Source organism: Nocardiopsis sinuspersici (assembly GCF_001998325.1).
In the GTDB taxonomy this organism is placed as follows: domain Bacteria; phylum Actinomycetota; class Actinomycetes; order Streptosporangiales; family Streptosporangiaceae; genus Nocardiopsis; species Nocardiopsis sinuspersici.
The window spans coordinates 3354431-3379981 of sequence record NZ_MCOK01000001.1 but is presented as its reverse complement, the minus strand read 5'-3'; the positions used below and the strand labels follow the sequence as shown (position 1 = coordinate 3379981).

Below are 25551 nucleotides of genomic sequence, written 5' to 3'. Positions count from 1 at the left end.
GCCTACTCGATCTCCTGGAAGGACTCGTAGAGGTCGAGCCGCTCACCTTCCAGGTTCTGCGCGAAGTACTCCCGGACCTGGGCGCGGAACGTCTCGACGTCCACGTCGTCGACGATCTCGATGGCGTTCTCGGTGCGCCACTCCTCCAGGATCTGCTTCTCCGCCTCCTCGATGCAGGCGCGGTTCTCCTCACGGACGGTGCTGACCGCCTCCTGGAGCACCTTCTGCTGCTCGGCCGAGAGCGCGTCCCAGGTCTGTCCCGAGACCACGATCATCTGCGAGCCGACCTGGTGGCCGGTGAGGCTGATGTGGGACTGGACCTCCACGAAGTTGTCGCCGTCGATGGTCGGGATCGGGTTCTCCTGGCCGTCGACGGTGCCCTGCTGGAGGGCGAGGTAGACCTCCTCGAAGGCGACCGTGGTCGGCTCGGCGCCCAGCGCCTCGGCGTTGGCCAGGTAGATGGGCGAGTCGGGGAAGCGCATGCGCAGGCCCTGGAGGTCCCCGGGCTCGCGGATGGGCTTGTCGGCGGTGAAGTGGCGGTCGCCGAAGTACCAGACGTCCAGGATCTTGGCGCCGGTGGACTCCTCGAAGCCGTCCTTGAGCTTCTGGGACCGCTCGGAGTCGAAGTAGGAGAACAGGTGGTCGGCGTCCCGGAAGGCGTAGGCGGCGTCCAGGACGCCGATCGGCTCGTAGGAGGCCCCGAGCGCGGCCGAGCCCTGCACGTCCATGTCGATGTCGCCCGACATCACCGAGGCGAAGGTCTCGGTGTTGTTACCGAGCTGGCTGTTGGGGAAGGTCTCGACGGAGAAGCCCGCGTCGGCCCCGGCCACGTGTTCGGCGACCAGGTCGATGCCGCAGCGGGTGTGCGGGTGGTCCTCGGGGTAGCTGTTGGCGAAGGTGAGGGTGAGGCCCTCGTCGGCGGAGCCGTCGCCGCCGCAGGCGGTGAGTGCGAGTGCCGCGGCGGGGAGCAGGGCGGCCCAGCGGGTGATGGTGCGCATGGGGGATTCCTCCTTGGGGGGTGGGTCGGTCACGGGTCGTGGGGTGGTCGGGGGTCGGTCGTGGGTCGGTCACAGGTCCAGGAGTCCGGGCAGGAACAGGACCACGTCGGGTGCCAGTGTCAGCAGCAGCAGGACCGCCACCAGCGGGATGAGGAAGGGCGCGGTGCCGCGGAACACCTCGTGCATGGGTGTGCGGGTCGCCGATCCCAGGACGAACAGCACGCCGCCGATCGGGGGAGTGAGCAGGCCGATCATCAGGCTGAGGATCGTGATGACGCCGAAGTGGATCGGGTCGACCCCCACCTGGACGGCGACCGGCAGCAGGACCGGGACCGTGATGACCAGCGCGGCGATCGGTTCGAGCACCGTTCCGATGAGGAGCAGGACCAGGGACACCACCAGCATCAGGATCACCGGGTTGTCGGTGAGGTCCAGCAGGAAGGACGCGACGTTCTGGGGCACCTGCTCGCGGGCGAGCACCCAGCCCAGGAGGCCGGAGGCGGCGAGGATGATGGTGATGGAGGCGGCCGTGGTGGCGGTCTCCACGCCGATGCGCCACAGCGCGCGCGGGCTCAGGGTGCGGTAGCACAGGCCCAGGACCAGGACGTAGGCGACGCCGACCGCCGCGGCCTCGGTGGGGGTGAACAGGCCGCTGAGGATGCCGCCGAGCAGTAGGACGGGGGCGCCCAGCGGACCCAGCGCGCGCAGGGTGGCGGTGCGCAGCTCTCCCCGCTGCGCGCGCCGGCCCGCGAGCTCGGGCTTGTCGCGTGTCCACAGGAACACCGCCAGGGTCAGCCCGCCCGCGAGCAGGAGCGCGGGGACCACCGCCGCGGCGAACAGGCCGGCCGTGGAGACCGCGGCCACGGAGGCGTACACGATCGCGGGGATGCTGGGCGGCATGATGGGGCTGATCAGGCTGGTGGAGGCGGTCAGGCCCAGGGTGAAGCGGCGGGGGTAGCCGGCCTTGTTCATCGCCGGGACCAGCATCTTGCTCATGCCGGCGACGTCGGCCAGGGCCGATCCGCTGATCCAGGAGAAGCCGACGCTCACGCCGATGTTGACGTAGCCCAGACTGCCGCGCACGCGGCCCAGCAGCACCCGGGCGAAGTCGAAGAGCCGGTCGGCGATCCCCGCGTGGTTGGCGATGACACCGAGCAGGATGAACAGCGGGACCGCCAGGAGGGGGAAGCTGTTGACCTCCTGGGCCGCCGTGCGCAGGCTCAGTCCGACGGACTGGCCGCCGAGCACCATGTAGGTCATGCACGGGCCCAGGATCGCGAAGGCGATGGGCACCCGCAGGACCAGCAGGACGAGGACGCCGATGATGACCAGCAGCGCGCTCATCGGACGGCCTCCCCGGAGTCGACGCGGCCCTCACGCTGCGGAGGCTCCGGGACGAGGACGGCGTTGGCCACGGCCCGCAGCGACATGAGCGCCAGACCGGCGAGCGGGATCACGTAGGTCCAGGAGATGGGGATCCGCAGGGCCGGTGTCGTCTGGGGCGAGCCGCCGAAGACGAGTTCGACGGCCTCCAGCGTGCACATCACGCCCACCGCGGCGACCACGAGGTTGGCCAGGATCCACACCCCGCGCAGCGCGCGGCCGGTGAGCACGAAGTCCACCACCTTGAGGGTGATGTGCTCGTCACGCCCCAGGAGGTAGCCGACCAGTGAGAACGACAGCCAGACCAGGCCGAGGCGGGCGAGTTCGCCGGTCCAGACCCAGCCGTCCACGGGCAGGTGGCGCTGGGTGGCCTGGGTGAGCATGAGGACGAGGACCAGCGCGAGCAGCGCTACTCCGAGGACCAGTTCGGCCGTCTCCAGCCACCGCACCGGAGCCGGGCGCGGCCGTGGGGTTCTGTTGCCGGGGGGTGGGGGTCTCTCTGCCATCCGGGCGGGCTCCACTCAACGAACAAGGAAGGGATCGGTGCAGGTCAGGGGCGCGTGAGTCACGCCACCCGAGACGTGATGTGAACCCTAGGTTTCGCGTTCACGCCATGGCAAGCGATTGCCAAAAGTTGTCACAACGCGTAGAAGGGCACCATGAACTCCCCGAAGCGCACCACCATCTACGACGTGGCCCAGGAGGCGGGCGTCGCCGCCTCCACCGTCTCGCGCGCCCTGCGCAACCCGCGCCGCGTCAACGCCGCCACGCGCGAGCACGTCCTACGGGTCGCCGAGCGCCTCGGCTACCGCCCCAGCCCCCTGGCGACCGCGCTGCAGTCGGGGCGGACCGCGACCGTGGCGATGCTGGTGCCCGACATCACCAACCCGCACTTCTTCGGGACGATCCGGGGCGCCGAACGCCGCGCCTCCGCGGCCGGGATCACCTTCATCCTCAGCTACACCGAGGAGTCCGCGGACAACGAGCGCAACCAGATCGAGCACCTGGCGCGCTCGGTGGACGGTTTCATCCTGGCCTCCAGCCGCATGTCCGACGACGGGCTCCTGGAACTGGCCGAGGAGCACAACCTGGCCCTGGTCAACCGGGAGGTGAGGGGCCTGCCCAGCGCCGTGGTCGACAGCCGCGTGGGCAGCCGCCAGATCGTGGAGCACCTGGCCTCGCTGGGGCACCGGTCGCTGGTCTACCTGTCGGGCCCGCACCAGTCCTGGCCGGCAGGCGAGCGGTGGCGGGGACTGCGCGGGAGTGCGAGGAGCCTCGGGATCAGGGCCACGCGGCTGGGGCCCTTCCCTCCCCGCGTGGTCGGCGGCGGCGCGGCGGCCGACGCCGTCCTGGTCACGGGGGCCACGGCCGTGGTGGCGCACAACGACCTGCTGGCCATCGGCGTGCTGCGCCGCCTGGCGGAGCGGGGCGTGAGCGTGCCCGAGCAGATCAGCGTGGTGGGCTACGACGACATCTTCGGGGCCGACTTCTGCGTGCCCGCGCTCACGACCCTGGCCGGCCCCCAGGACGAGGCGGGCCGCTCGGCCGTGGAGCTGCTGCTGGAGAACAGGTCCCGCTCCACGACCCGCACGACCGACCGGCGGGTGATGCTCCCCTCGCACCTGGTCATCCGCGACTCCACGGGCCCGGCCCCCGCCTGAGGCGCGTCTTCGGCCGCCGGGAGGCGGCCACCCGGCCCCGGTGTCCTCCACAGAAGGACTCCGCCCCTTTCGCTAGACGCGTGTCCAGCGAGAATGGGGGCTTGTCGACCACCGCCCCGGAGCGGCCCGTGCCACTCCGCCCAAGGGGCGCGCTCTCAGGGAGGACACCGGCATGCGGTCCGAGAACAGGACCGTCCTCGTCACCGGGGCCGCCGCTCCGGGCCGCCGAGAAAGCGGGCGTGACCGCGCCCTCCTCCTGTGAGGAGGGCACCTGCGGTACGTGCGAGACCCGGATCGTCGCCGGGACCGCCGACCACCGCGGCTCGGTCCTCACCGAGGAGGAAAGGCGGGAGCGAGGCACCGTGATGATCTGCGTGTCCCGCGCCGAGAGGGGCTGCGCCGAGCTGACCCCGGGCCGCTGACGCGCCCGGTGGGCCCCGGTGTGGACGGGCGGGTCACCGTCCGTCCACCAGCTCCACCCAGCCCCGCGCCAGCGCATGCCGCATGTCCGACCACAACGGCTCGTCCGGACCGCCGACGAGCCGCTGGAAGGAGTGGGTGCGCTCGACCGCCATCAGCTGCACCAGGATGCGCGCCTCGGCCCGTACCGGGTCGCCGATCCGGCGGGTGACCGACGTCATGGCACCAGCCGTGCGGCGCAGCATCGCGAACCACTCCTGGCCCGTCGCCGGCTCGTGGGTCAGGGCCTGCTGGATGGCGTCGAACTCCGACCCGTGCTCGTCCCAGAACAGCAGGTGGGCGTCGAACCAGTCCAGTACGGCGGCCATCGTGTCACCGCCGCCCACCAGGATCCCGTCCAGGAGCCGGTAGGCCCCGGTGATCTGCGGCTCTATCGCGCGCATGACCTCCGTGACCAGGTCGGCCTTGGAGCGAAAGTGCAGATAGAAGGTCGCGCGGGACACACCGGCCTCCCGCGCGATCAGGTCCGCGCCGGTGGCCGTGTAACCGCGCGCGGCGAACAGGTCGCGTGCGGCGTCCACGAGCCTGGTCCGTGTCGCCTGCCGTTTCAGGTCCCGCAGGCTCTCCTGGGCCACCCTCACCCCTTTCTTCCGGTCCACAGGGAAACTATCGGTTTCCCTGACGGGGCGGGGCACGGCGGGCGGGGCACCCGCCGTACCGGTCGCCGTGGAGGTCCCGGCCGCCGGCTCAGCGCCGCCCGCGCGAGCCGTAGCCCGCCGCGTGCAGGGCGAGGAACAGCAGCCCGGTGAGGGTGAGGGTCCTCGTGGTGATGAGGTTCTGGATGTTCTCGCCGAGGAGTTCCAGCAACAGGGCGAGCCCGAACAGGATCGCGGCGACGGTGGCTAACACGGGGGCCTCCGGGGGGTGGGAGTGCGTCGGGTCGTGCTTCGCTTACCCGCTGGCCGCGGCGGTAACCGCGCCGTTCCGGTGGTCGCGCACCGGGGCCGGCCGCGACCGTCGAACCGCGGGGGCTCCCGGTGCGCCGACCCGGCCCCGGCCTCCTCGGGCCCGGAGGCCGTCCAGCGGCTCCCGATGCCACCGATGCCCAGGAGCACGGCGGACCGGCGGAGGGGCCGGGGCCATAGGAACTCCCTATGGCGCCTGCTCACATTCGGTCTTTGCCGCCCATTCCCTTCCGGATATACCGTAAAAAACATCGGCGAGGCGCGCACCGGATTTCTCCGGGAATTCGCGCTCCGCGCACGTCGATTCTCTTCCGACGGGCAGGCGAACAAGCAATCGATAGGGCCGGTGGCATGACCACGATCGAAAACGGATCCGGAACACGGGAACTCGCGGGAAAGCGGGCCCTGGTCACAGGTGGCTCCCGCGGAATCGGAGCGGCCATCGTGCGCCGACTCCTGGACGCGGGTGCCGAGGTGCTCACGACCGCCAGGTCGGCGACGAGCACGGTGCCGGAGGGGGCCGCCTTCGTGGAGGCCGACGTGCGGACACGGGCTGGAGCGGAGGCCCTCGCCGCGGCCGCGCGGGAGGTGCTCGGCGGGGTGGACGTCCTGGTCCACAACGCGGGCGAGGCGCGACCGCACGAAGGCGCCTCGGCCATCCCCGACGAGGAGTGGCAGGACGCGCTGGACCTCAACTACCTGGCCTCGGTGCGGCTGGACTCGCTGCTGGTACCGGGGATGCGGGACCGGCGTTCGGGGGCGATCGCGCACGTCTCCTCGGCCGCGGTCCTCACCCCGGTGGGGCCGTTCCTGCACTACACCGCGGCGAAGGCGGCGCTGGAGAACTACAGCCGGGGACTGGCCCTGGAACTGGCCCCGTCCGGAGTCCGGGTCAACGCCGTGGCTCCCGGCAGAGTCGCCACCCCCGGGGGCGAGGCGACGCGGGAGCGGTGGGCGGAGGTGTCCGCGCGCATGGGCGCGGCGCCGGCGGAGACCAACGCCGACGACACCCCGCCGTTGGGACGCGACGGCCTTCCCGACGACGTCGCCCGCGCGGTGCTGTTCCTCGTGTCCGACCGGGCGAGCTGGCTGACCGGGAGGAATCTCGTCGTGGACGGCGGCGAATTCCCCATGGGCTGACGCCGGCGGAATTGCGAAGCACCGGTTCCGAAAAAGGCATTCACCGGACCGCGCCGAGGCGCATCACCGGCTTCTGAGAGAGAACGAGGGAATTCCGGCATGGACCAGTACAGCGGCAAGAACGCGGTGATCACGGGTGGCGGCAGCGGCATGGGACTCGCGATGGCGGGGCTGCTGGTGGAGGGCGGAGCCCGCGTGGTGATCACCGGTCGTTCCCAGGCCACGCTCGACGCCGCGCTGGAGCGGCTCGGCGGGAACGCGGTGGCGGTCCGGGGCGATGTGGCCTCCCTGGCGGACCTGGACGCCCTGGCCGACCGTGTGAAGGACGAACTCGGCACGGTCGAGGCCCTGTTCGTCAACGCCGGCGTCGCCTCCCTCACCCCCTTCGAGTCGACGACCGAGGAGGCCTACGACGAGCTGTTCGCGATCAACGTCAAGGGCGCCTACTTCACTGTGCAAAAGCTCGCCCCGCTGCTGAGCGCGGGCGCCGGCGTCGTCCTCACCACCTCGATCGCGAACGCCGTCGGCATGCCGGACACCAGCGTCTACGCGGCCGGCAAGGCGGCGCTGCGCTCGATGGCCCGCAGCCTCTCCCGCGAGCTGCTCTCGCGCGGGATCCGTGTCAACGCGATCAGCCCCGGCCCCATCGACACGGGAGTCCTGGAGAACACGATGACGGCGGAGGCCGCCGAGCGGTTCAAGGCGGAGCGGGTCGCGGGCAATCCCATGCGGCGCCTCGGCACCACCGAGGAGACCGCCCGGGCGGCCGCCTTCCTCGCCTTCGACGCCACCTACACCGCCGGCGCCGAGCTCGCCGTGGACGGTGGCGCCACCCAGCTCTGAGCCCGTTCCACCCGCTTCGCCACGGGCCCAGGCCCGGCTACGACCGACCGAGAGGTATCCGCCATGACCGTCCAGGGGTCATCCGCCGTCGTCCTGCGCGCGCACCGCGGGCATCTGTCCCAACCGCCCAGCTCGCTGCTCGAAGTGGTCACGCTCCCTCCGCGGGAGCCGGCCGCGGGCCAGGTCCGGGTGCGGAACCTGTTCCAGCAGGTGGTCGCGGCCAACGGCGACCTGATGTTCGAGACCACCCGGATCCCGGTGCCCGTCTTCCGGACCGGCGAGCCGATCCACGGCGGCGCGATCGGCAGGGTCGTCGAGTCGCGCGCCGACGACCTGCCGGTGGGAACCGTCGTGCTGCACATGTCGGGCTGGCGCGAGGAGAGCGTCCTGGGGCCGGGCGAGGCGTTCCCCGTGCCCGACGGTGTCTTCCCCGGTCCCGAGTACCTGCTCAACCAGGGCGTGCCCGCCTACCACGGCATCGTCGACGTCGCCGCCGTCGGCGAGGGTGACGTCGTCCTCGTCAGCGGAGCCGCCGGCGGCGTCGGGTCGATGGCCGCGCAGATCGCCAAGGCACGCGGCGCCGCGTACGTCATCGGCATCGCCGGCGGGCCGGAGAAGGCCCGCTACCTCGTCGACGAACTCGGCCTCGACGCCGCCGTCGACCACCACGGCGACGACCTCGACGACCGGCTCACCGAGCTCGCCCCCGACGGCATCACCGTCTTCTTCGACACCATCGGCGGCCACCAGTTCGAGGCGGCGCTCCGGCACACGGCGTTCGGCGCCCGCTTCGCGCTGTGCGGCGTCCTCGCCGGACAGGTCGCCGGCGGCGACGGCGCACACCCCCGCCTCGACATCATGGCCGCGCTCGCCCACGAGGTGCAGATCCGGCCCTTCACCACCAGGCACACCCCCGACCAGGTCCAGGCCTGGAACACCCACTACGCCCAGTGGTACGCCGAAGGCCGGATCAGGTTCGCGCACACGCTCCTCGAAGGCCCCCTCCAGCGTGCCGTCACCGCCCAGAACGAACTCCTCGCCGGCCTGCACCGCGGCAACGTCATCGTGAGGCTCGCCGGGTAGGCGAGTCCCACGCCGGCGCGGAGACGGTGGTTCCGCGGCGCTCTCAGGTCCGGCTCCGGCCCGGCGCGCTCGCGGGGCCTTCGGCCGCTCCTCCTCCCGGCCGTCAGGACACCGGTGAGAAGGAGGCGGTGCCGTGCCAGGCCTCCAGGCGCAGGAGTTCGAGCAGGGCCGTCTCCCCCGGGCCCGCGTCCCGGCGGACCACGGCGATGACGGGCTGGGACACGGCCGGGGACACCGGGCGCACGAGGTGCTCGTAACCGTGGGGCACCGCGGACGCCGGGACGAGCGTCACCCCCAGCCCGTGCGCGGCCCAGCGCACGGCCGTCGCAGTCTGGGACACGCGGGCGCCCGTGGCCGGGGTCAGCCCGTTGTCCCGCAGCACACTCAGCAGCACGCCGTCGAGCGCGCTGTCGCGGTCGAACCTCACCCAGGGCTCTTCCTCCAGCGCGCGCAGCACGACCCGGTCCGCGGCGAGCAGCCGGTGCCCGGCGCCCAGCACCACGACGAACTCCTCGTCGCCGAGGTGGTGGGCGTCGGCGGGGCTCTGCTCGCACGCCGCCATCAGGGCGAGGTCCACCACGCCCTGGCGCCCCAGCCGCTCCAGCTCGGCGGAGCTCGGCTCCTCGAAGACGGTGACCTCCAGCCGTGGGAAACGGCGGCGCAGCGCGCCCAGCGCGCCCGGCAGTTGCCGCGTGCCGAAACCCATCTGCACCACGGCCACCAGCTCGCCCACCAGCTCGTCGGCACCGGCCCGCGCCGCCGCCCTCGCCCGCCGCGACGCGCTCACCGCGGCCTCCGCCTCCCGCAGGAACGCGCGGCCGACCACGGTGGGCACCAGCCCGGTCGGCGTGCGGGCGAACAGTCTCACGCCGAGTTCCCGCTCCAGGGCGCGGATCTGCTGGGAGACCGACGGCTGAGCGACGCGCAGCAGCTCCGCCGCCGCCGTCACCGAGCCCTCCTCGGCAACGGCCAGGGCGTACTCGTACTGACGAAGGCTCATCGGCTCCCGTCCGCCTTCCCGCGGTGGACCGCGGTCCACCGCGTTCTCATCGTCTTCATGGTGGATGCCACAACACGGGAGCCGACGCGTTTACTCCGCGCCCGCCGCGACCACGCGTGAACCGGGAGGGTGCGCCGCACCCGGGTCCACGGGGGCCTGGTACGCCGGGCCGGCGGCGTGGAGTGTGGTGTCGGCGGGGGAGAGGAACTCCCGCCAAGAGGGAGGAAGCACCATGACAGACCACCCCTACGCCGGCCTGTGGGTCACCGCTGACGGCCGCATCCGCCACGAGCTGCTCCCGGAGGGCCGCTACGTCGAGGCCCGCGGTACCCGCGAGCGCGCCTACACGGGCCGCTACACGGTGACCGGCGCGCACATTGACTACGTCGACGACACCGGCTTCACCGCCGATGGGGACTTCGTCGACGCGGACACCCTGCACCACGCGGGCATGGTGCTCACGCGCCGTACCGAGTAGGAGGACACCCGGCGAAGGACCGCGTGCCACCGGCGCCCGCCCGGGAGGTGACACGCGTCCCGCGACTCAGAGAAGGTTGTCGATGGCGTACTCCGGCCCGAGCGCGAGGGCCGCGCGGACCTGCTCGGCCGCCTCGTCCTCGGAGAGGACCGGCGCGGTCGCCCGGTCGGGCAACGGCTGGCCCCAGCGGCTGAAGTAGTCCTCCAGCCCGGGAGGCGTGACCATGCACAGCATCCGCGCGTCCCGGTCGGAGGAGTTGTGGAAGAAGTGGGGCGCCCGGGCCGGGATGTTGACCGTCTCACCGGCCCGAACGATGGTCTTCTCGCCACGGAACGTGAACTCCACCTCGCCTTCGACGACGTGGAACATCTCCTCGAAGTCGTGCCGGTGCGGCGGCGGCCCGCCTCCCGGCGGCACGTGCATGTCGATCAGGCCGTACCGGCCGTCGGTGTCGGCCCCGGTCAGCAGGATGGTGTAGTCGTCGCCCACGACGCCGTAGTGCGGCAGGCCGGGATCGCTGTCCGGGCGGCGTACGGCGATCGTCCGGGTCGGATCGTCCGGACCGATCCCGGCCGCCGCCGCACCCGGTGCGTCCGAGGGCGGACCAGGCGTGCGACGGGTGAGGCGGATCACCGGCAGCAGCCGGGACGCCTTGGCCTGGTACGTCCCGAAGGCGGGTGCCGTCCGCACGAACCGCGCGAACGCGGTCTCCCGCTCCTCACCGGCCAGTTCGACGGCTCGCACCGGTACGGTGACGCGGCCGCCGTCGACCACGGCCTCGATCTCGGCGTCGGGGTGTGCCCGCAGGTTGACCGCCCAGGCCGGATCGCGCGGCGCGCCCATCGCCGAACCGACGACCAGCCAGTCGTCGCCGTCGCGCAGCGACATCGCCGGGTTGATCCGCTCGGCTCCGCTCCGGGCGCCGCGGTGGTGGATGAGGACGAGGTCGGTGCCCCAGGCCCCGACCCGGCCGGCGTGCGCCCGGAACTCCGCGATGACGCGGTCGTTGAACTCGGTCATGGTTCTCCCTCCAAGGCCGGGCCGCGCTCCGGGTTCCGAGCGCGGTCCGGACGAGTCGACCCCCTGCTTAGTTGTCCGAACAACGAATTGGGCGGCTTCATTCCCGGCGGGTTCGGGCGTGCGGATCCCGGCGCCCGAGGATTCCTCGCGGCGGTGGAGAGCCGCTGGGAGGCGGGCGTCTCCCGCGCCGCCGGGACAGAGCGCTTCCGGCCCCGCGGAGGCCCATCGGCTCCTCGGAAGGGGTGATCGGGACGGAGCCCTCCCGCTGGTGTCCTCGCTCTTCGCGCCGCCCGGAAAAAATCCGTGCCCTGTGTCGATCGGGGCCCGTCCCGTTCGTCGGGAGGTTGAGAGAAGCACTCGGAGAAACAAGGAGACAGCCATGCGCCCCCTGATCGTCACCGCCTTCGTGTCCGTCGACGGAGTCATGGAGGCCCCCGGCGGCGAGCCCGGATACCGCAACTCCGGCTGGACCTTCAAGGACGTCGAGATGGACGAGGCCGCGTACGAGATCAAGGCCCGGGAACAGGAGGAGGCCACCGCACTCCTCCTCGGCCGCCGCAGCTACGAGGCCTTCGCCCCGGTCTGGCCGACGATGGTGGAGGAGTTCGCCGGCTACAACGCCATGCCGCGGTACGTGGTCTCCACCACGCTCGCGGAGGAGGACCCCCGCTGGCCGGCCACGATCCTGCGCTCGACCGACGACGTCGCCGCCCTCAAGGAGACCGAGGGCGGACCGATCTCCGTCCATGGCAGCTCCGTCCTGGGCCAGGCCCTCGCCGACGCCGGGCTGGTCGACCGCTACCACCTGCTCGTCTTCCCGCTGCTCCTCGGTGCGGGCAAGCGGCTCTTCGGAGACACGGACAAGGACACCACGAAGCTGCGCCTGGTCGAGCAGGAGGCGTACTCCAACGGCGTCCAGAAGCAGGTGTTCGACGTCGTCCGCTGAAACGCGGCACACCGCGCTCCCACCGCGCCGCCGGGCCGGGAACGTCGGACGACTCGTCGACGATCCCGGCCGGTCCGGCCACCGGCGCCGGGCCGGAAACGCCGGATCATCGTGGCCGCCTCCGCCGGGGAGCGCGGCGCGCTCCTTGGCGGATCGGCAAAGGCACTCGCGGGAAGCGCAAAACCCGGGGTAGCGTGAGGGGATGAAGCGGGACGGCGATGAGCTGGAGGCCGCGCTGGCCGCGGTCGGGCCACGGCTGCGTGAGCTGCGCCGCCGCAGTGGAGCCACCCTCACAGCCCTGTCGGAGACCACCGGTATCGCGATCAGCACCCTGTCCCGGCTGGAGTCCGGTCAGCGCAAGCCGGGCCTGGAACTGCTGCTCCCCCTGGCGAAGGCCTACCAGGTGCCGCTCGACGAGCTCGTCGGCGCCCCGGCCAGCGGCGACCCCCGGGTGTATCCGCGCCCGTTCAGCCGCAACGGCATGACCGTCGTCCCGCTGACCCGCAAACCCGGCGGGCTACAGGTGCACAAGCAGATCCTCCCCGCCGGCCTGACCGACCGCCTCGAACCGGATCCGCGCTCGCACGAGGGATACCACTGGCTGTACGTCCTCAGCGGGCGGCTGCGGATGGTGCTCGGCGACCAGGACTTCGTCCTCGGCGCCGGCGAGGTCGCCGAGTTCGACACCCACCTCCCGCACTGGTTCGGCAACGCCGACGCGCGCCCGGTGGAGTTCCTGAGCATCCTCGGCCCCCAGGGCGAGCGCTTCCACATCAGGGCCCGCTACCGGCGCGACTGACTCCGCCGCCTTCGCGGCACGATGACCCGCGTAGGTCCCGGGAGCGAGGCGGGCAGCCGGTCGAGCGCTGCCGCGCCGGCGCGCTTCCACGTCCACTTACCACCGGGCGGGCCCAGCTCACCGGCCCGGGCCGATCTCCAGGAGCCCCAGGCAGCGCATCAGCGCCCACCCGCGCGCCCGGCGGACCGCGGCCTTCCGGCCCCGGCGTACGCGTCGAAGATCCGCGTGGCCGCACCGGCGGGAAGCAGCAGCCACGCCGCCGAGAGGTCCGTGGCCGGATCACCGGCGCACAGTTCACCGAAGTCGACCACGCCCGCCAGGATGCCGCCGGCGACAACGGCGTTCGCCGGGTGGAGGCCGCCGTGCACCCACACCGCGGGCCGGTCCCACTCGACGGCCGCGGTGTCCTGCACCCCGCGGTCCGACCACTGCCTCTTTGCGCCTCGTAGGATTCGAACGTGCTCGTGGCCCCCCTGAGGTGGTGGACCGGGTGCTGATCCAGGGTTCCGTGACGTGGAACTCCTGGTTCGCGGGAAGCCCTGCCTCCGTCAGGAAGTGCTTCCGTCAGGAACTGCTTCCGTCCGGCGGCGTCCCTCGGAAACCTCCTCTCGTCGCTGCACCCGGTGAACTTGGGGCCGATGACTTCCTTCAGGTACTCCTTGCCGTGTAGTACTGCTTTCCGCCCGTCTTCGCGGTCAGTTCGGGGAAGTCGGCGTTACGCCATCCGGTGGGCGTAATCCCGAGCCTTGCTCCCTTGAGGATCTCCGTACTCGCGTTACTCTCAGCCATCACGTCCCCCGTCACTTCTGCGTGTTCGTCTTGAGGACGCTGAGCACGTCCTGGACGGCCACGTGCGCCATGGCCATGCTCGTGTGCGTCGGGTTGCTCGCGTTGCCGAACGGGTGCAGCCCGTTGCCACCGAGCCAGAGGTTCGAGGTCCCGCACACCCTGGACGTGGGCGTGACCACGTGGTCACGCTCCTCCTTCACCTGGGCCTTGCCGTCATTGGCGTCGTCGCGGCCCATCCGCGTGGTCCCCGCCACGTGCAGGGGCAGTCCCGGAACCAGGAACTGGGGCTCCGAACCGGGCATGAAACCGCCCAGGTGGGAGGCGACCCTGACCATGTCGGCCATCATCTCCCCGGCCGTGTGCCGCTCCTGCTTGGTGAGCTGGAAGTGGAAGGTGGGCTGGGGCATGTCGAAGGAGTCGACGTTGCGGAACTTCAACGTGTCGCCCTCGCGGTAACGCTCGCTGAACTCGACCCGGTTGCTGGCCCTGGGCCGGGACAGACCGAACCAGCGCAGGTCGACGATGAGCCGGGTGTCGATGTTGGGCGGGACCGCCCCGTAACTGAACGCGTCTCGGTGGATCTGGCAGTGCCAGGGGCGCTTGGTCGATGCCGGGATGTACAGGTTCGGCTCCGGCTCGTCCTTGGGGAATGGGATGGGGTCGGCCGGGGCCTGGCGGGAGTTGTCCTGGTGCTCATCGAGGATCTTGCGCTGGGCGGCGCGATAGGTCTCGACCCGCTTCTTCGCCTCCTGGGCGAACTTCTTGTCCCCCTCTCCGGTGACCTGGCCCAGGTGCTTCTCCAGGTCGTCCAGGTGCTCCTGCCGGAGCACCACCTGGCAGAAGGCCATGGGCTGCTCGGTCATGTACTTGCCGACGGGCAGCTTGAGCTTCTTGTCGAGTTCGGAGGCGTACAGCAACTGGGCGGTGAGGATCGGGCCGCAGGCGATCACGTACGCCTTGGCCTCGACCTCCGCGGTCTCGTTGAGATTGCGCAGGTTGCGCAGGTGGACGCTCTTGACCCTCGCCGCCGAGTCCGCAGATCCCCCCTCCAACTCGATCCGGGTGGCCTGCCACTCGGCCTGGAGTTTGAAGTCCGCATCGCCGCTCCCCTTTTTCCAGGCGGGGTCGGCGAGCTCGCCCAGCACGGTGTCGGCCCCGCTCCAGGTGACGAACTCCTGGTGGCCGTGTTCGTTCTGGTCCTTGCGCCGCTCCACCGCGAGGGGCAGTTCCGAGACCTGGAAGCCCGCGTCCTGGTTGAGGACCTTCTTCACCAGCTGGTGCCGGGCCGAGTGCCGGTAGGCCTCGGTGGTGCGCTTGAGCGCCGTGGTCGAGTGCTCGTAACCTTTCTTGAGTTCCTGGGCGCCGAGCGGGTACTCGGCCTCCTTGCCGTCCGCGTCCACCCAGGTGCGCTCCAGGGCCTCGTTGAACTCGGGCATCGCGCAGGTCCAGTGGGTGGCCATCCCGCCGACCGCGTAGGTGGCGGCGCAGGCGCCGAGGTTGTCCTCCTCCTTCTGGTGCGGGTTCTGGTTGTTGAGTACGAAACCCGCGTACTCCGCCGCGTCGTAGTGGTAGGCGGAGGGGTCCAGCGTCGTCGGGATGTCGCTTCGGGTGGACACCGACAGCGGGTGCAGGTGCCCCTTGATGACGTTGACGAACTCGTCGATGTTGCGCTGGTAGAGGAAGGAGTTCTTCTGGTGCTCGCCGTAGCGCCCGGCCGTCTGCGGCCCGGCGTCCACCATCAGCACGTTCTTGCCCTTGGCGTGCAGGTCGTGGGCGAACAACGACCCGATGGGGCCTGAACCCACGACGAGGACGTCTGTGGAGATCTTCTTCGTCACTGTGTGTTCCTCCAGGTGCTCCGTCGTCACTTTCCGGCGTGCAGGTAGTACTTGTAGGCCTTGCTCACGGTGTCGCCGAGAACCAGTCCGGCGTTGTCCTTGTGCCTGAGGCGGGCGTCGTTTCCGAGCCAGTCGTCGAGCGTTTCCCGGAGCGCTTCCAGGCGCCGCTGGTCGGGGTCGGAGAGGACGACCACGAGAGTTTCTTCGAACAAGGGTTACACCGTCCACGCTGCGGAGGGGGTCAAATCCTTGGGGTGAAATGCGGGCTTTCTGGCGAGGTCGGAGCCAGACCAGGCAGCTGACAAAAACCGTAACAGCGGGTGAGCGACAAGAGCAGTCAGAGGAAAAATATCTCGTATTACGGGTGGACCAAAAAAAGGAACGTGCGCCCTGCCAGGGGAAACAGCAGAAGAACTTCAGTCACAAGGAAGTTCACATGCGAACACAAAGGGGGAATTGGACATGTAGTTAAAATAGATTAATCGAGTGATGTTCTGTTGGGGGAGAGGTGGTTGGGGATTGACTCCTGGAGGTGGAAGTCGGCCTGGTAAGGCAGGGCAAAGAGGGCATTCGGTGTGGGAGTGCTTCGTGTGGAGGAGGGGAAGGCTCCGAAAATCCATTTTCGCTGGCTTGTTGAAGACCGAACGAATAACGTGGGCCTTACGTGCTTTCCGAAAAAACATGTTCTGTTTCTGGAGTATCCGGTGACACATGCGAACACCGCATCCTGAACATCTGTTCTCATGAGTTCGCCGGTACCGACACGTGTCAGTGCCGGAGAACCCGGGGCCCTCGGCTCGCGGCGTCGTCGAGGTGGGCGGCGTAGGAGTCCGTCGAGTGGTCGCGAACGCCGTCGGCGCCAGGGGAGGGCAGGTCGGCGGTACGGCCCTGGAAGGAGTCGGTCAGGCCGCCGGGCAGCGGCATCCGCTCCTCGTGCGGGCGCCCCTCAGCGTCGATGTGGCGCACCTCGGGGATGTGGCGATAGAAGGGCTCGGGCGGCACCTGGGCGACGGTGTCGTCGTCGTTGACGAAACGGGACGTCCGGCCCCCGTAGGCCTCTGCGAGGGTGGAGTCGCCGGTGCGCGGCTTGCCGAGGGTGTGGAGGCCGCCGGAGAAGTACACGCGGGCTGCGGCCGGCATCGTCGGCGCGCCGCCCAGGCTGTGTCCGGTGAACCACGTGCCCGACCGTTGGTGTGCAGCTCCGTGACGGCTTCCCGGAAGCCGGGGCGGACCGCACGAGTGCCTCGTCCGTGACCGAGTCATCCGGCCGAAAGCCCCCGGCCCCGTCGCCCGGCCTTCACCGGCCCGGGAAGGGCGGCGGATCCACGTCCGGCCCAACCTGCCCGGGCCGCCCCGCGGCGGCCGGTCCGCTCGCGCGCCACGGCGCGCCCGGGACGGCTCCTTGGACGTGGCACCTGGTCGGGGCATGTGGTGCGAACGCCGTGCCCGCCCATGTCACTGTGTACCGGGCCGTTTCGTCTCAGGGGCGTAACCACCGTCAGGAATGGAGGGGGTCACCGTGACCACCACAGCGGTCGCCCTGATCACCGGAGCGAACAAGGGCATCGGACTCGCGATCGCCAGGTTGCTGGCCGAGCGCGGGATGACCGTGCTGCTCGGCGCGCGGGACCGGGAACGGCGGGCCGAGGCCGCCGCGGAGCTGAGGGCGGAGGGCGTCGAGGTGCGTCCGATCGCGCTCGACGTCACCGATCCGGACACGGTCCAGGCCGCGGCTGCGCACATCGACGCGCGGTTCGGGCGGCTCGACGTGCTGGTCGACAACGCGGCCACGTCCAAGGGGTTCCACCACCTGCCCGGCGAGGCCGACCTCGACGCCGTCCAGAGGGCGTTCGACACCAACGTCTTCGGCGTCGTCAGGGTCACCAACGCCATGCTGCCGTTGCTCGAACGGTCCGGGGCCGGCCGCGTCGTCAACGTCTCCTCCGAGGCGGGGTCGGTGACGCTGATGGCCGACACCGGAGGAGACCTGTACCGGCTGCCCGCGCAGGTCGACTATCCGACGTCCAAGGCGGCGCTCAACTCTTTGACCGTCGAGTACGCGAAGGAGCTCCGGGAGCAGGGCATCAGGGTCAACGCGGTCACCCCCGGGCTGTGCGCCACGGACTTCAACAAGGAGCTCGGCATCCCGATCCCCCGGACCGCGGCCGACGGTGCCGCCGTCGCCGTCGAGCTGGCCGTCGGCGGATTCGGCGACCCCACCGGAGGGTTCTTCAGCGAGGACGGCCCCGTTCCCTGGTAGCCGCCGGGCACGAACGGCCGTGGAGAGGGAGGAGCGGGCCCCCGGAGGAGCCCGCTCCGAGGACGGCCTCCCGGAGCCTCCCGCGCCGCGGACCCCGCAAACGCCTCAGGCCAGAGCGTGTGCTCTGGCCTGAGGTGATGCTGGTGGCCCCTGGGCGAACCAACCACAACCCGCGTGGCGAAGCCTCGCATCGGGGGCCTGGGGGTCGTCCCCCAGAGGAGGTGACGAGACGACTCGGTGAGCGCGGTCACGCGCGAACAGGGTCGCCTCGGAGGCGAGTGGGCGATACAGGACTCGAACCTGTGACCTCTACCGTGTCGAGGTAGCGCTCTAACCAACTGAGCTAATCGCCCTCATCGGGGATGAGGTAAAGCCTGCTGCGAGGCGGAGACGGGAATCGAACCCGTGTGCAGGGATTTGCAGTCCCTTGCCTCAACCACTCGGCCACTCCGCCGGAACGACATGGGGAGCCGTCGAGTGACACCCATGCGGGCCTCTCCGAGCGGACGACGGGATTCGAACCCGCGACCCTCACCTTGGCAAGGTGATGCTCTACCAGCTGAGCCACGTCCGCGTGCGCTCCGGGGCGGACCCCGGAGCCGGGACCACCCTGCCGCCCGTGGGCGGCGGGATGGAACCGTTCGAGCGGACGACGGGATTCGAACCCGCGACCCTCACCTTGGCAAGGTGATGCTCTACCAGCTGAGCCACGTCCGCGCGGCGAGTCCGGCGGCTCCGGGGGGTTGCCCCGTCAGCGCCGTTCGCTGCTTCCAGAACTCTAGCGGATTCCCCGGCCAAGCGCGAAATCGGTTCCACGGAGCGTGCCCGAGCCCCGCCGTGGCAGGCCCCGCGAACGACCCGCCGAGGCGGCGAGGGCTACTTCTCCACCTGGGCCGCCGAGGAGGGCATGTCGGGTCGGGGCGGTGCCGAGAGGTACTGGCCGACCCTCTCGATCACCTTGTTCATCTCGTAGGCGATCAGTCCCACGTCACTGTCGGCGTCCGACATCAGCGCCATGCAGGCGCCCTCTCCGGCCGCGGCCACGAAGAGGAAGGCGCGGTCCATCTCGATGATGCTCTGACGGATGCCGCCCGCCGCGAACTGCTTGCTGGCCCCGCCCGCGAGACTGTGCAGTCCCGAGGCGATCGCGGACAGGTGCTCGGCGGCGGGGCGGTCCAGCCCACTGGAGGTGGCCATGAGGAGGCCGTCGGTGGACAGGACGATGGCGTGCTGTGTGCCGGAGGCACGGGTGAGGAGATCGTCCAGCAGCCAGCTGAGCTCTCCGCGGGCGGTACTCGGTGGGGTCATGTCTCTTGCTCTGTCCGTTGGTGGGGCGTGACTGGGACACGCGGACTGCGGGCCGCCGCCGACCGGTCCGTGGGGGAGGAGCTCGGCCGGCCGCTGCCGGTCCCGCATAAGCGTTGCCCAGATGATAGTCATTCGTAACTTATCTGTCCGGCCGCCACGGTGTGTCCCCTTGGAGGACCTGTGAGACCGAGGCGTGTGACCAGTCGCGATGGCGGGGTGGTCCGGCCGGGGCGGCGGGCCGGCGGCCGGTGCTGGTCAGAGGACTTGCCAACCCGTGGGGTGGCGGGTACGGGGACGTGGGACCCGGAGCGGGGCCGAGGTGGGAGGATCGGTGGTGACACCGGCCCGACCTGGGCGCCTGAGAACTTGGGGGTTGGAAATGAGGGTGTGGATAGCGGGTGCCGGGTACGGCCGCGGCGCCGTCGTCGACGAGAGCGAGGCGCGTATCCCCGTGGCCGACCACGGGATCACGGTGGGGGACGGGGTCTTCGAGACGGTGCGGGCCCAGGGCGGCCGCCCGTTCGCCCTCACCCGCCATCTGAGGCGGCTGGCCCGCTCCGCCGAGGGCCTGGGCATGGCCGAGCCCGACCTGGAGCTGATCGCCGACGGCGTCGCGCGGGCCGTGGCGGCCAACCCCGACCTGACCGACGCCAGGGTGCGCATCACCGTCACCGACGGCGCCGGACCGCTGGGCTCGGACCGCTCCCCGGGCGAGCAGACGGCCATCGTGGCCCTGGGGCCCTTCCCGGGGGTCGCTCCGCACACCGACGTGGCGCTGGCCCCCTGGCCGCGTAACGAGTTCGGTGCACTGGCCGGGCTCAAGACCACCTCCTACGCCGAGAACGTGCGCGCCCTGGCCCACGCCAAGCGGCTCGGCGCCAGCGAGGCGGTCTTTCGCAACGTGAGCGGCAACCTGTGCGAGGGAACCGGCAGCAACGTCTTCGTGGTGCTGGACGGCAGGCTGGTCACCCCGCCGCTGTCGGCCGGACCGCTGGCGGGCATCACCCGCGAGCTCGTCCTGGAGTGGTTCGGCGGTGAGGAGGAGGACGTCCCCATGGAGCGCCTCTCCGAGATCACCGAGGCCTTCCTGACCTCCACCGGGCGCGACGTGCAGCCGATCCTGCACATCGGCGACCAGGAGGTGTCCGGGGAGCCCGGCCCGGTCACGGCCAAGGCCATGGCGGTGTTCGCCGAGCGCTCCGCGGCCGACATCGACCCCTGACACACCCGGACACGCCCGACCACGCGGACACGGCTGAGGGGCGGCGCACGGCGCGCCGCCCCTCAGTCATGTCGTCTCACGAGTCCCCGGGGGAACACGGGATCAGGAGTGGAGGTGCTGCTGGATCTCCTCGTCGAGGTCCACGAACTGGTCCTCCTGGCCCGCCGGGACGATCTCGTAGGTCTTGTGCAGGAACTCGGCCAGCGGAGCGACCTGGGTGTCGAACTCGGCCTGGCCGAAGGGGGAGGAGAGCGCGATGCTCACACCGCGGTCGCCGCTTTCGTCCTTGGAGGGCCACACCCGGACGTCGCCCTCGCCGACCGGGCGCACGATGCCGACCGTGAGGAGCTCACGGGCGAAGATCCACTCGACGGGGTTGTCCTCGCCGGTGTGGAAGGCGACCCGAATCGCGTACGGGTCCTCAGCGCTGTAATCGAGCCGTGCGACCAGCGGGACCGCTGTTCGCTCGGGAACCACGAGCCGCAGGCCCAGCTCGGCGGTGGCAGTGGTGTCGCTACTGTTCATGTTCGCCAAACCTTTTCTCGTCCGCCCTTGCTGTTGCGGCGCGGGTCGGTTGCCGTCTCACTGGCTCCAACGCGGCTTCCCGCGGAACATGACGTGAGTACGGAGGCTTTCTTGGTGGGATTGGGACCGGAGTTCTCGCTGCCCGCCCAGCGGGTCCAGCGCGCCGCTGCACGGCTCCACGATCCTTCGTCACTGTAATGACCAGGAGAAACCAAAGATTTCCCCATGTCGGGTGTCCCACGTCACGGGAAGGTCATGTCCGGGTGCTTCCCGGAGGGACCGCGGAGGTTGGAACTCCCTATCACCGCAGGGTTCGGGGCCGACAGCGGACACTCCCACGGACCTTTCGAAAGAGTAATGTGAGCTCTGTCACACAGCGATGGATCCGTCGGACGGGTCCGTGTGCGCCGACCACCCCCGGACATGCGCTAGAGTTTTCCTTGTCCGAACGACGGGTCGGGCGGGGAAGTCACCCGGGGCGATTAGCTCAGTTGGCTAGAGCGCGTCGTTCACACCGACGAGGTCACTGGTTCGAGTCCAGTATCGCCCACAGCGAAGAGGGGCCGGATCCGTAGCACACGGATCCGGTCCCTCTTTTTCGTTGCACGCACCCGCGGTGGGCACGGAAGCCGTACGTCCCCCACCGGGAGGACGCTTCCGCGGCCGCCCCTACTCGGCGGGCGGTGTGCCGGGCAGCGGGCGCCGGCGTGCCGCCCTGCGCTCCCGGAGGCGCCGGAGGAGCTCGTTCCTGAGCCGCATCCCGTACCGCTCCGCGCGGTGGAACCACATCTGGGCGGGCCGCACCAGCCGTCGGGCCCACCGGAACTCGGTGCTGATGATGACCAGGCCGAGGACGACGGCGGCCAGACCGGGCCCGGGAGCGATCATCATGAGGAGCCCGGCCAGGAGCACGAGGGCGCCGACGGTCCCCACGAGGATGCGCCAGGGCAGGTGCAGGACCGGGTGGGTGTGCATGCGCCTGCGGAACAGGCGCAACCTTGCTCGTAGCCGCCGCCACATACGCACACGGGTACGGTGGCGGGGGGATGTCTCCGGGGCCGGTGGGCCGGTCGGTGGGCTCGGTGACATGCGCTCACAGTATTCGGTCGAGGCGAGTGGATGCATGCGGGTCGACTGGGTGCGGTGGTCGGGAGCGGTCGTCGGATGTCTGCTGATTGTCACCGATCCGGATGTCGGGATCAATGGCCCTCCACGGGACTGTGCACGGCCTCCGAAGGGTCTGCTCCTGTCACAACGAACTCCTGTCCGAACTCGTGCCCCCGTCCGTCGCCCTTCACGCGACACAGATCGGGATACCCGAATTCCGGACCGAGTCCACAGCCGAATCCCGGACCGGACCTTCTGCCCCCCCACGGCCGCGGAGGGCGGCTCCCGCGGACGCCGCCGACGTGGGCGCCGGACGACCTGTGGACGACCGAGGCGGACCCGTTCCGGAGCCGATAGCATCGAAGGCAGACGCCCGACCGCCCGCCCGAGGCGGTCGCCGCGCGTTCGACAGCAATCCACGTCTTTCTAGGAGTCACCGTGTCCGCCGCGCCTGAGCTGCACATCACCCTCGCCGGAACCCCGCGTGCGGTGGCGGCCACCACCACGGCGGGGCAGGCACTGGAAGCCGACGGCAGGACCGTCATCGCGGCGCTGGTCAACGGCGAGCCGCGCGACCTCGCCCGGGAGCTGCACGACGGTGACGCCGTCGAGCCGATCACCATCGACTCCGAGGAGGGCCGGGCGATCCTGCGCCACTCCACCGCGCACGTCCTCGCCCAGGCCGTCCAGGAGCTCTTCCCCGAGGCCAGGCTGGGCATCGGCCCGCCCGTCGAGAACGGCTTCTACTACGACTTCGACGTCGCCGAGCCCTTCACCCCCGCCGACCTGAAGAGCATCGAGAAGAAGATGCAGCAGATCGTCAAGCAGGGGCAGCGCTTCGACCGCCGCGTCGTCTCCGAGGAGGACGCCCGCGCCGAGCTGGCCACCGAGCCCTACAAGCTGGAGCTGATCGGCCTCAAGGGCGGCGCCACCGAGGCCGCCGAGGGCGCTGGGGTGGAGGTCGGCGCCGGTGAGCTGACCATCTACGACAACGTCCACCCGCGCACCGGCGAGCTGTGCTGGAAGGACCTGTGCCGCGGGCCGCACCTGCCCACCACCCGGGTCATCCCGGCCTTCAAGCTCATGCGCACCGCCGCGGCCTACTGGCGGGGCAAGGAGACCAACCCGCAGTTGCAGCGCGTCTACGGCACCGCGTGGGAGAGCAAGGACGCGCTCAAGGCCCACCTGGCCTTCCTGGAGGAGGCCGAGAAGCGCGACCACCGCAAGCTCGGCTCCGAGCTGGACCTGTTCTCCATCCCGGACGAGATCGGTTCGGGCCTGGCGGTCTTCCACCCCAAGGGCGGCACCGTCCGCCGGGTGATGGAGGACTACTCCCGCAAGAGGCACGAGGAGAGCGGGTACGAGTTCGTCTACACCCCGCACGCCACCAAGAGCACCCTGTTCGAGAAGTCCCAGCACCTGAGCTGGTACGCGGACGGGATGTACCCCCCCATGCAGCTCGACGGCGGCCAGGACTACTACCTCAAGCCGATGAACTGCCCGATGCACAACCTGATCTTCGACGCGCGCGGGCGCTCCTACCGTGAGCTGCCGCTGCGCATGTTCGAGTTCGGCACCGTGTACCGGTACGAGAAGTCGGGCGTGGTGCACGGCCTGACCCGCGCCCGCGGCTTCACCCAGGACGACGCGCACATCTACTGCACCAAGGAGCAGATGGCCGACGAGCTGGACTCGCTGCTGACCTTCGTGCTCGACCTGCTGCGCGACTACGGCCTGGACGACTTCTACCTGGAGCTGTCCACCAAGGACCCGGAGAAGTACGTCGGCGACGACGAGGTCTGGGCGGAGGCCACCGAGACCCTGCGCGAGGCCGCGCAGAAGCAGGGCCTGGACCTGGTCATGGACCCGGGCGGGGCCGCCTTCTACGGTCCCAAGATCTCGGTACAGGCCAAGGACGCCATCGGCCGCACCTGGCAGATGTCCACCATCCAGCTGGACTTCAACCTGCCCGAGCTGTTCGACCTCCAGTACACCGCCGCCGACGGCTCGCGCCGGCGCCCGGTAATGATCCACCGTGCCCTGTTCGGCTCCATCGAGCGGTTCTTCGCCGTCCTGCTGGAGCACTACGCGGGCGCGTTCCCGGCCTGGCTGGCACCGGTGCAGGCGGTCGGCATCCCCATCGCCGACGAGCACGTGCCCTACCTGCAGGAGGTCGCCGCCAAGCTGCGAGCCGAGGGCATCCGCGTCGAGGTGGACGCCAGCGACGACCGCATGCAGAAGAAGATCCGCAACGCCCAGAAGCAGAAGGTGCCCTTCATGCTGCTGGCCGGCGACGAGGACATCAGCAAGAACGCGGTGTCCTTCCGCTACCGGGACGGCTCGCAGAACAACGGTGTGCCGGTGGACGAGGCGGTGGCCGAGATCGTGGCCGCCGTCCGCGAGCGCCGCTAGCGGGTCGCGGCCCGCCGGCGCCGCCGGGAGGCCGTGCCGACGCCTCGCGCCGCACACGTGGGGAGCGCCCATCCGAGGGGAACGGATGGGCGCTTCGCCGTTCGGGGGCTCCTCAGCGCTCGTCGCCCTGCGCCGGGGGCTCCTCGTCGTCGCGGAACAGGTCCGCGCGGGAGATGCGCGCGGTCGAGTCGGGGTCCGGGGTGGTCTCCTCCTCGTCGTCGCGGAACAGGTCCGCGCGCGAGATGCGATGCGTCGCGTTGGGGTCGCTCATGGGGGTGTTACTCCTTGTTGCTACGGGGCAAGCGGATCCTATCCGCCCCTCGCGAGCAGGCCGAACGCCCGGAGGGCGTACGTGCCGGCGGCGGCGCCTCTCAGCGTCCCGGAGCACGCCGTTTCCAGGCCTCGGCGGGGATCCGCTCCACGAGGTCGATCAGGTAGTCGGCGATGGTCAGGGCGCGGTCGGGGTCCAGCCGCATGGTCGCCCAGGTGAGGACGTAGTCCCCGCTGAAGCGCACGGGCAGGGACCGCGACCGGGGATCGGCCAGCAGCCACTTGGTGACCACGCCGTCGAGCACGGCCTCGGTGAACGCGGGGTCGCTGCCCGAGGCGTGGAAGGTGCTGTCGAAGGTGTCGTCGGAGGCGCCCCGGTCCCGTCTGCGCAGGATCTGCAGTTCGGCGCCCGGCCCGGGGGTGCGCACGGCCACGATCCGGTGGGTGTGCCGGACCCTGCCCGTGCCCTTGCCCATCGTGTGCGTCTGCTCGAAGGCGACCACCGGGTACTGGCGGCGGCGCCCGGTGAGCACGTGCTGGGCGCGCGGGTGCGGGCCGACGGCGGACCGGGGGAGGGTGGCCTCCCCCAGCGGACGCGGAAGGTGGTCGGTGTAGGTCCATCCGTGCGTGTGCGCCCAGCTCCGCAGTTCGGCCGTGCGCTCCTTGCGAAAGTGCGCGGCGACCACGACCGTGCCGGCCGACACGACGACGGCGACCAGCGCGATCACAGACAGGGCGCCTTCCATCCGGTGTCTCCTCCGGGCGGGGGATGTGGTTGACCGTGGGCCCGCCAGGAGCCCACCGTGCGGTGTCCGGGTCCGGAAAATCAGGGACCCGTGATGGTGGTACGGGTCCATTCTGTGTTGATTGTGGGGACTTGTCACCCCTTGGCGTTGTCCTCCGGTGACTCACCGGAGTTCACAGGGCCCTCGCGTTCCGTTCCCTATCTACCCGAACCGATCTCGGCGGCACCACCGCGAGCGAACCGTGCGTCCACCACCTGCGCGAACACGGTACGCATCGGCGCCCATGCGCCTTTTCACGCCCTGTCGCACGCGGTTTCCCGCTTTTTCCCGGACCTCTG

At 70.6% G+C, this 25551-nt stretch carries 27 protein-coding genes and 5 tRNA genes; 12 read left to right on the top strand and 20 right to left on the bottom strand.

Annotation, left to right across the window (positions count from 1 at the left end; all coding sequences use genetic code 11):
- Positions 1-2 precede the first annotated feature (2 nt).
- From NOSIN_RS14560 to NOSIN_RS14550, 3 genes are all read right to left on the bottom strand, one after another.
- Complete coding sequence (locus NOSIN_RS14560) at positions 3-998, bottom strand: sialic acid TRAP transporter substrate-binding protein SiaP (protein WP_077691265.1); 996 nt, start codon at positions 996-998, stop codon at positions 3-5.
- Positions 999-1067: 69 nt separating this feature from the next.
- Positions 1068-2342, bottom strand: coding sequence for a TRAP transporter large permease (locus tag NOSIN_RS14555; protein ID WP_077691264.1), 1275 nt, complete (start codon positions 2340-2342; stop codon positions 1068-1070).
- Positions 2339-2887: a TRAP transporter small permease gene (locus tag NOSIN_RS14550; protein WP_077691263.1), complete on the bottom strand. Its 549-nt coding sequence runs from the start codon at positions 2885-2887 to the stop codon at positions 2339-2341. Before NOSIN_RS14550 ends, NOSIN_RS14555 begins: the two co-directional genes overlap by 4 nt.
- A 153-nt stretch (positions 2888-3040) precedes the next feature.
- Here NOSIN_RS14550 and NOSIN_RS14545 point away from each other — a divergent pair, with 153 nt between their 5' ends.
- Positions 3041-4042, top strand: coding sequence for a LacI family DNA-binding transcriptional regulator (locus tag NOSIN_RS14545; RefSeq protein WP_077691262.1), 1002 nt, complete (start codon positions 3041-3043; stop codon positions 4040-4042).
- 80 nt (positions 4043-4122) lie between these two features.
- Positions 4123-4464: a 2Fe-2S iron-sulfur cluster binding domain-containing protein gene (locus NOSIN_RS28015; RefSeq protein WP_269087589.1), complete on the top strand. Its 342-nt coding sequence runs from the start codon at positions 4123-4125 to the stop codon at positions 4462-4464.
- A gap of 33 nt (positions 4465-4497) precedes the next feature.
- On the opposite strand, the gene NOSIN_RS14535 is transcribed toward NOSIN_RS28015, so the two are convergent.
- Both NOSIN_RS14535 and NOSIN_RS27245 read right to left on the bottom strand, forming a co-directional pair.
- The gene (locus NOSIN_RS14535) at positions 4498-5097 is read right to left on the bottom strand and encodes a TetR/AcrR family transcriptional regulator (RefSeq protein ID WP_216349815.1); all 600 of its coding nucleotides are present in this window, start codon (positions 5095-5097) and stop codon (positions 4498-4500) included.
- 112 nt (positions 5098-5209) lie between these two features.
- Positions 5210-5371, bottom strand: coding sequence for a hypothetical protein (locus NOSIN_RS27245; RefSeq protein ID WP_170293696.1), 162 nt, complete (start codon positions 5369-5371; stop codon positions 5210-5212).
- A 407-nt stretch (positions 5372-5778) separates the two neighbouring features.
- Here NOSIN_RS27245 and NOSIN_RS14530 point away from each other — a divergent pair, with 407 nt between their 5' ends.
- The 3 genes from NOSIN_RS14530 to NOSIN_RS14520 all read left to right on the top strand — a co-directional run bounded on the left by NOSIN_RS14530 (position 5779) and on the right by NOSIN_RS14520 (position 8493).
- A complete protein-coding gene (locus NOSIN_RS14530; protein WP_077691260.1) occupies positions 5779-6567 on the top strand; it encodes an SDR family oxidoreductase in 789 nt (262 codons plus the stop codon).
- Positions 6568-6666: 99 nt separating this feature from the next.
- Positions 6667-7410 carry an SDR family oxidoreductase gene (locus NOSIN_RS14525; protein WP_077691259.1) on the top strand — a complete coding sequence of 248 codons (744 nt, stop codon included), beginning with the start codon at positions 6667-6669 and terminating at the stop codon, positions 7408-7410.
- A gap of 63 nt (positions 7411-7473) precedes the next feature.
- Entirely contained in the window at positions 7474-8493 is a 1020-nt protein-coding gene (locus NOSIN_RS14520; RefSeq protein WP_077691258.1) for an MDR family NADP-dependent oxidoreductase, read from the top strand.
- A 103-nt stretch (positions 8494-8596) separates the two neighbouring features.
- On the opposite strand, the gene NOSIN_RS14515 is transcribed toward NOSIN_RS14520, so the two are convergent.
- Positions 8597-9493 carry a LysR family transcriptional regulator gene (locus NOSIN_RS14515; RefSeq protein ID WP_077691257.1) on the bottom strand — a complete coding sequence of 299 codons (897 nt, stop codon included), beginning with the start codon at positions 9491-9493 and terminating at the stop codon, positions 8597-8599.
- 232 nt (positions 9494-9725) lie between these two features.
- On the opposite strand from NOSIN_RS14515, the gene NOSIN_RS14510 reads away from it, so the two are divergent.
- Positions 9726-9971 (top strand): Atu4866 domain-containing protein, encoded by a 246-nt coding sequence (locus tag NOSIN_RS14510; RefSeq protein WP_077691256.1) that lies wholly within the window; start codon positions 9726-9728, stop codon positions 9969-9971.
- Positions 9972-10037: 66 nt separating this feature from the next.
- Here the strand turns inward: NOSIN_RS14510 and NOSIN_RS27480 are convergent, their stop codons facing one another.
- Positions 10038-10991: a nitroreductase/quinone reductase family protein gene (locus tag NOSIN_RS27480; RefSeq protein ID WP_077691255.1), complete on the bottom strand. Its 954-nt coding sequence runs from the start codon at positions 10989-10991 to the stop codon at positions 10038-10040.
- A 379-nt stretch (positions 10992-11370) separates the two neighbouring features.
- On the opposite strand from NOSIN_RS27480, the gene NOSIN_RS14500 reads away from it, so the two are divergent.
- Together NOSIN_RS14500 and NOSIN_RS14495 are read left to right on the top strand one after the other, a co-directional pair.
- Positions 11371-11937, top strand: a complete 567-nt coding sequence (locus tag NOSIN_RS14500; RefSeq protein ID WP_077691254.1) for a dihydrofolate reductase family protein — start codon at positions 11371-11373, stop codon at positions 11935-11937.
- 202 nt (positions 11938-12139) lie between these two features.
- On the top strand, positions 12140-12736 hold the full coding sequence (locus NOSIN_RS14495; protein ID WP_077691253.1) for a helix-turn-helix domain-containing protein: 597 nt from the start codon (positions 12140-12142) through the stop codon (positions 12734-12736).
- A gap of 158 nt (positions 12737-12894) precedes the next feature.
- Here NOSIN_RS14495 and NOSIN_RS27770 read toward each other — a convergent pair whose 3' ends face one another.
- The 4 genes from NOSIN_RS27770 to NOSIN_RS27765 form a co-directional block, all read right to left on the bottom strand.
- A complete protein-coding gene (locus tag NOSIN_RS27770) occupies positions 12895-13188 on the bottom strand; it encodes a phosphotransferase (protein WP_375539663.1) in 294 nt (97 codons plus the stop codon).
- 348 nt (positions 13189-13536) lie between these two features.
- Entirely contained in the window at positions 13537-15363 is a 1827-nt protein-coding gene (locus tag NOSIN_RS14485; protein ID WP_206057635.1) for a GMC oxidoreductase, read from the bottom strand.
- A gap of 26 nt (positions 15364-15389) precedes the next feature.
- Entirely contained in the window at positions 15390-15575 is a 186-nt protein-coding gene (locus NOSIN_RS26790; RefSeq protein WP_143832937.1) for a hypothetical protein, read from the bottom strand.
- A gap of 556 nt (positions 15576-16131) precedes the next feature.
- Positions 16132-16626, bottom strand: a complete 495-nt coding sequence (locus tag NOSIN_RS27765) for a lipase family protein (protein WP_227014797.1) — start codon at positions 16624-16626, stop codon at positions 16132-16134.
- A gap of 256 nt (positions 16627-16882) precedes the next feature.
- On the opposite strand from NOSIN_RS27765, the gene NOSIN_RS14475 reads away from it, so the two are divergent.
- A complete protein-coding gene (locus tag NOSIN_RS14475; protein WP_309232763.1) occupies positions 16883-17623 on the top strand; it encodes an SDR family NAD(P)-dependent oxidoreductase in 741 nt (246 codons plus the stop codon).
- A gap of 279 nt (positions 17624-17902) precedes the next feature.
- Here NOSIN_RS14475 and NOSIN_RS14470 read toward each other — a convergent pair.
- The 5 genes from NOSIN_RS14470 to NOSIN_RS14450 form a co-directional block, all read right to left on the bottom strand.
- Positions 17903-17976: transfer RNA gene (locus NOSIN_RS14470), tRNA-Val, on the bottom strand.
- Between the two features lie 29 nt (positions 17977-18005).
- Positions 18006-18077: transfer RNA gene (locus NOSIN_RS14465), tRNA-Cys, on the bottom strand.
- A gap of 47 nt (positions 18078-18124) precedes the next feature.
- Positions 18125-18197: transfer RNA gene (locus NOSIN_RS14460), tRNA-Gly, on the bottom strand.
- A 70-nt stretch (positions 18198-18267) separates the two neighbouring features.
- Positions 18268-18340 (bottom strand) — tRNA-Gly (locus NOSIN_RS14455).
- Between the two features lie 159 nt (positions 18341-18499).
- Positions 18500-18931: a roadblock/LC7 domain-containing protein gene (locus NOSIN_RS14450; RefSeq protein WP_077691250.1), complete on the bottom strand. Its 432-nt coding sequence runs from the start codon at positions 18929-18931 to the stop codon at positions 18500-18502.
- A 379-nt stretch (positions 18932-19310) separates the two neighbouring features.
- Here NOSIN_RS14450 and NOSIN_RS14445 point away from each other — a divergent pair, with 379 nt between their 5' ends.
- Positions 19311-20153, top strand: coding sequence for an aminotransferase class IV (locus tag NOSIN_RS14445; RefSeq protein WP_077691249.1), 843 nt, complete (start codon positions 19311-19313; stop codon positions 20151-20153).
- 102 nt (positions 20154-20255) lie between these two features.
- On the opposite strand, the gene NOSIN_RS14440 is transcribed toward NOSIN_RS14445, so the two are convergent.
- Positions 20256-20678, bottom strand: a complete 423-nt coding sequence (locus NOSIN_RS14440) for an SsgA family sporulation/cell division regulator (RefSeq protein ID WP_077691248.1) — start codon at positions 20676-20678, stop codon at positions 20256-20258.
- Between the two features lie 476 nt (positions 20679-21154).
- Here NOSIN_RS14440 and NOSIN_RS14435 point away from each other — a divergent pair.
- A tRNA-Val gene (locus NOSIN_RS14435) sits at positions 21155-21228 on the top strand.
- Positions 21229-21347: 119 nt separating this feature from the next.
- On the opposite strand, the gene NOSIN_RS14430 is transcribed toward NOSIN_RS14435, so the two are convergent.
- The gene (locus NOSIN_RS14430; protein ID WP_077693591.1) at positions 21348-21653 is read right to left on the bottom strand and encodes a PGPGW domain-containing protein; all 306 of its coding nucleotides are present in this window, start codon (positions 21651-21653) and stop codon (positions 21348-21350) included.
- 570 nt (positions 21654-22223) lie between these two features.
- Here NOSIN_RS14430 and thrS point away from each other — a divergent pair.
- Positions 22224-24197, top strand: a complete 1974-nt coding sequence (gene thrS / locus NOSIN_RS14425; protein WP_077691247.1) for a threonine--tRNA ligase — start codon at positions 22224-22226, stop codon at positions 24195-24197.
- Positions 24198-24309: 112 nt separating this feature from the next.
- Here thrS and NOSIN_RS27240 read toward each other — a convergent pair whose 3' ends face one another.
- Positions 24310-24468 (bottom strand): hypothetical protein, encoded by a 159-nt coding sequence (locus tag NOSIN_RS27240; RefSeq protein WP_170293697.1) that lies wholly within the window; start codon positions 24466-24468, stop codon positions 24310-24312.
- A gap of 100 nt (positions 24469-24568) precedes the next feature.
- Complete coding sequence (locus NOSIN_RS14420; RefSeq protein WP_077691246.1) at positions 24569-25213, bottom strand: hypothetical protein; 645 nt, start codon at positions 25211-25213, stop codon at positions 24569-24571.
- Positions 25214-25551: the final 338 nt, after the last annotated feature.